The organism is Alteromonas sp. KUL150, from assembly GCF_009811475.1.
Taxonomy (GTDB): domain Bacteria; phylum Pseudomonadota; class Gammaproteobacteria; order Enterobacterales; family Alteromonadaceae; genus Alteromonas; species Alteromonas gracilis.
Window position 1 is genome coordinate 1 of the sequence record NZ_BLIJ01000092.1, and the last position, 4,848, is coordinate 4,848.

Below are 4,848 nucleotides of genomic sequence, written 5' to 3' on the forward strand. Positions count from 1 at the left end.
TACATCAAGTGGGTGCGCATTCTAGAGTATTGTTTAACTCTGTGCAAGTGTCTTTTTGAAAATTTTTCAATTTTCTTTTTTGACCAATTTTTCAACTAATCAAAAACTTACGTCGATGTTCACTTTAGAAGTTCACTTCGAGCGTAGCGGGCAAGACCCTGCATCACCAAATGAGCGAGGCGCATGTTATCAGCAGATTTTAAGAATGCAAACACTTTTTTGTCTCCACCCCCTAAAATTATGTCAAATTCGGTTTGTTTGCTTGATATGTAATCAATAGCGCTCAAATAAACACCATAAAGGGCTGCATGACACCCACTTGCCACACAATCCTCCGTGTCGGTTCCCACTCCAAAAGTGGTCGGAATTTCATCATTCGCGAACACTTTTTTAGTTGAAGCGACCAATGCATTACGCATAACTTGAAATCCAGGCACGATCCAACCGCCTAAATGTTGACCATCTACAACAAAATCCACCGTGATTGCTGTACCCACATCCATAACAAAAAATGCTTTTTTTGATTTTTCTGCAGCGCAGATCATAGCAAGCCATCTATCAACGCCCATTTTTTGAACATTCGCATAACTATTTTTTATCCCGAAGGCTTCCTTCTCTGTGTGCTTTTCTACAAAAATTATATTTCTCTCATTACACATGGTGGAAATTTCATCAACCAGTTCCTGGTTTCTTACCGAGGCAACGTATAAATGAGATATTTTTTCTTGAGAATCGACAAAAAAGAAAAGAGAAATGGCATCTTCACATGCATTTGGCTCTTCTTCGGCGTCACAAAGCAGTGAATATTTAATTCGGGTGTTACCTATATCCACTAAGATGACGTGGTTTTCTTCAATATTGTTCATAGTTTTTGATTTCGATCGCAAAGAATTGCGTAAAACGAACGGTTAAAATGCTATTTAAAAATCACAAAGATGAACTACGAAGTACTTTTACAACAAAATATTTTCTGACACTTCGTAACTTAGCCGTGAAATAGAGCGTTAGTTGCCTCTAAGGCTAACTTCACCACCGTGGAATCGTGTAATTCCATCTTGGGTCTCAACCAGAAGTGCGCCGCTTGCGTCTACGCCTCTATCAATACCGGAAAAACGCTTCTCGCCCATTTGTAAAACAATACGTTTATCGGCGTATAAGTCGAGCGCTTCCCAATATGCAGTAAATGGCCCGAAGCCTTGCTGAGTGAATTTAGGCAAATAAGACCACAGGGATTTAATGATTTCTGCAGCTAGTGCATTTCTATCTGGGATAGTGCCTAAATATGAAGCGAGATCGCTATGAGGCTGACCCACATCGTATTGGTTATCGGGAACACAAACATTTAAGCCTATGCCGATAACACTGTGAGCGGTGGCCCCAATCTGTCCTTCTACCTCAATAAGTACGCCCGCAAGCTTTTTACCTTGTAAATAAATGTCATTCGGCCATTTAAGCTCGGCGTCTTCTACGCCAAACTCTTTAAGTGCATCGCAAACCGCTAGCCCAACTAACAAAGAAAGCCCAGCCATGCTTTGATAACCGTCAGGAAAAGACCAATACATAGAGAATGTTAAGCTACCGCCTACCGGTGCTAACCATGAACGGCCATGTCGTCCTCTTCCATCGGTTTGAATTTCAGCAAAAACCACATCGCCGTTTTCAAGATCTTCTCGTTTACTCGCAATACGCTTCTTCATTTCCGTATTGGTGGAAGGTAAAACCGACTCCACATCAATAACCGCTCGTTTTGTATTGCCTAAATGACGTTTAATGCTGTCGGCGCTTAACAATGGAAACCCTCGTTCTAAACGGTAGCCTTTACCTTTTACTTTAAATACATCTAATCCCCAATCGGCGAGTTGGGAAATATGGCCTGCAACTGCTGTACGCGATAGGCCCACTTGCTGGGCAATAGTTTCACCAGAGTGAAACTGGCCGTCAGACAACAAAGCCAGTATATGTTTTCTTATAGCTTTTGATGCTTGTCTCATAGCGAAATAAGTCCTTTGTTTCCTAATAAGCGCACTTCTGGCTCAAGCTGTATGCCAAACTTTTCATGTACGCTTGCTATGATATCTCTTGCCATGGTGACAACGTCGCTTCCGGTGGCTCCACCTAAATTAGTAAGTACCAATGGCTGTGTAGGGTGGCATCGTACTTTATTTAAAGTCTTGCCTTTAAAACCTGCTTGGTCAATAAGCCAAGCAGCCGGTATTTTTATTTGTTCTTTTTCAATTGCTGGTACTTCAGCACTTCCGCCGACTACAAAATGAGGTACTGAATCGTATCCTTGCGCAATCCCTTGATACACGGCTTGTGAAACAACTGGGTTTTTGAAGAAACTCCCTGCATTGCCAAGCTCGGTTGGGTCGGGAAGTTTGTTCTTTCTAATTTCTATTACCTTACTATATATCTTTTCTGGGGTTGGCTCAGAAAGCGCGGCTAATTCACCATAGCTAGTTTCAAGTTCGTAGTGCTTGGGCAGTTTAAAGTTTACATGAGTGATCAACACTTTGTTCGCGAGTTCGTGTTTAAACACACTGTCTCTATAGCCAAATTGACAGTCCTCATTACTCAGCACAACTTGTTCGCCGGTCTCAAGGAATACACACTCCACTTTTTCAATTAACGTATTTACCTCTACACCATAGGCGCCAATATTCTGAATAGGGCAAGCGCCAACCGAACCAGGTATTAATGCTAAGTTCTCAAACCCATACCACTTCTCGCTCATACACAAAGTCACGAAGTCATGCCAGTTCTCGCCAGCGCCAACTCTTAAAAAGTGATGACTCTCTGTATCGAAATGACTAATACCTTTAATTTCGTTAACCAATACTGTTCCATCAAAGTCATTGGTAAAAATGGAGTTGCTTCCACCACCAAGAATGTAGATGGCGTTATCAGTTCGATTTTTGATTGAATTGTATATAGATAAAAAAGATGAAACATCGGTGAATAGCTCAATTGAATCACAGGATGCAGAGAGACCAAACGTGCTATAGCTTTGTAATGAAGGCATATAATTTTACGAACTGCGAACAATTCGCTAATGGTAGGGTAACCAAGCACTAAATAAAAGTGTAAACACGCAAATAATGGTTGCATGGGTATGCAACCTTCGGCTCTTGCTGGCGCTACTGCTCTTCGGCTTTGTAGCCAATACGAAACCCGCCCCAGTGCTTACCTTTAACATAAATAGGCGCTGATAGATCGTGCATTATCTCACCGGTATCCCGTTTATATGTCTGAAGTAAAAAAGTAGAGGTATTACTACCACAACGACTACCCGTTTTATCGCTAAATATACGTTTCGTGCGATTATTCGCTAAGTCTTTTTCGTAATCACCGGTAAGGGGCTGGCTGTACTTTTTATTGTGAGTAGGAAAATAGCCATTCTTATCTACTGCTCCAGCGTAAATAATATAGCTGTGATTATCTAATATGGGCTCCTGCAACTCAGGAAGCGCCTTGTCAGTGAAGCTATCAAAAGGAGTTGTGTGCTTCTCGGGGTTGGTGTTTGGCATCGGTGTATAATCAAAACTAAACAATTGTGACTCGGATATCTCACCGTTTGATATTGCTTGTTCGAAGCGCTTACCTATTTTTTCTGCTGTAGATATCGCGATATCCCTTACTTCACTATTCCTGTCATTTACATCGAAACTCTCCAACAGTCTGAATATATCTTCTGCTTGGCTGCTCAATGTAAGCGCTCGTGTTGCTACATCATTGAGATCTCGCTCTAGATTTTCCGTCGTGCTATGTAGCTTTAATATATTGGCACTAATACCTGCACTGTGTTCAGTATTACTCTCTACCATACCTTGCATAGCGCCCATTGATTCGCGAGCTTGCGTAGATAATGAGCTTGAATAAGAGATGGCATTTTCACTTTCTTGTAACTGCACATTCATATCGCCACTAGAATTTAGCACCGTTTGCATTGTCTCGACCGCGGCTTGGCTGCTCGTGTTCATATCTTTCAACAAGCTTTCAATTCCTGATGTAGCATCCGTTGTTTTTTTTGCTAATTCTCTTACCTCATCCGCAACAACGGCGAAGCCTCTTCCCTGTTCACCCGCTCTTGCGGCTTCGATAGCGGCATTTAACGCCAACATATTTGTTTGATCGGCCAATTGATTAATCGTATTGGTGATAGTACTGATACCCTCAGCCCTACTTTTTAAAATGGCTAATGCTTCTGAGGACGCATTTATATTTTTTACGAGCTGCTGTTGCTGCTTCAACACTTCTTTTAAAGACGAGCTACCTAATTGTGTTTTTTCGTCAGACTCACTCATTGACGCATAGGCATTCTTTGCAAGTTCATCTAACGAGCTTGATGAAGTTTCTAAGTGCTGGAGTCGCCCGCTCATCTCACCAATGTGTGCGACCTGTTCATTGAAGGCTTTTGATAATTGTTCGAGAAAAAACGAAACAGAGGCGCCGCCTATAGCAATGTTACTTACGGCATGACTCACCTTCGTAGCATCGTTATTTTTATGACTAGTAACATCTAACTTTATTGATGCGCTAACATTTTCAATTACCTTTTTATCAGACGCGCTATAAATAAAAAACGCCCCTACCAGAGCACTGACAAAAGTAATGCCAGAAGCTATCCAGTTATTATCAGTGACCCAATGTGCCGCCAAACTGCTTAACCCAGCGATAGCCGCCATCAATAAATACTTCATTAAACGCACTTAACATTGCTTTAACATCTTTCAAATGTAGTCTGATTTCTATCTAATTTCTATAAGCAGTTGGTAGTAGAACTTTATTTACTTCAATGCACATAGTGGGAGCAAAGAGTATTACTTTGAATATTGGGGTCAGAGTACA

The 4,848-nt window shown here is 41.4% G+C and carries 4 protein-coding genes; all 4 read right to left on the reverse strand.

Translation table 11 applies throughout. The annotated features are described in order from the left end of the window. Window positions 1-119: 119 nt before the first annotated feature. The 4 genes from GVO62_RS19140 to GVO62_RS19155 all read right to left on the reverse strand — a co-directional run bounded on the left by GVO62_RS19140 (window position 120) and on the right by GVO62_RS19155 (window position 4,700). Entirely contained in the window at window positions 120-866 is a 747-nt protein-coding gene (locus tag GVO62_RS19140) for a type III pantothenate kinase (RefSeq protein WP_159120608.1), read from the reverse strand. A 138-nt stretch (window positions 867-1,004) separates the two neighbouring features. Beyond that, window positions 1,005-1,991, reverse strand: coding sequence for a bifunctional biotin--[acetyl-CoA-carboxylase] ligase/biotin operon repressor BirA (gene birA, locus GVO62_RS19145; RefSeq protein ID WP_039222269.1), 987 nt, complete (start codon window positions 1,989-1,991; stop codon window positions 1,005-1,007). Next, window positions 1,988-3,022, reverse strand: a complete 1,035-nt coding sequence (gene murB / locus GVO62_RS19150; protein WP_159120609.1) for a UDP-N-acetylmuramate dehydrogenase — start codon at window positions 3,020-3,022, stop codon at window positions 1,988-1,990. The genes birA and murB overlap by 4 nt, the downstream gene beginning before the upstream one ends. A 115-nt stretch (window positions 3,023-3,137) precedes the next feature. Next, on the reverse strand, window positions 3,138-4,700 hold the full coding sequence (locus tag GVO62_RS19155) for a methyl-accepting chemotaxis protein (RefSeq protein WP_159120610.1): 1,563 nt from the start codon (window positions 4,698-4,700) through the stop codon (window positions 3,138-3,140). Window positions 4,701-4,848 lie beyond the last annotated feature (148 nt).

Excerpts from the sequence above, each read along its gene's own strand:
- murB (WP_159120609.1), bottom strand. The coding sequence starts at position 3,022 with ATGCCTTCATTACAAAGCTATAGCACGTTTGGTCTCTCTGCATCCTGT.
- GVO62_RS19155 (WP_159120610.1), bottom strand. The coding sequence starts at position 4,700 with ATGAAGTATTTATTGATGGCGGCTATCGCTGGGTTAAGCAGTTTGGCG.
- birA (WP_039222269.1), bottom strand. The coding sequence starts at position 1,991 with ATGAGACAAGCATCAAAAGCTATAAGAAAACATATACTGGCTTTGTTG.
- GVO62_RS19140 (WP_159120608.1), bottom strand. The coding sequence starts at position 866 with ATGAACAATATTGAAGAAAACCACGTCATCTTAGTGGATATAGGTAAC.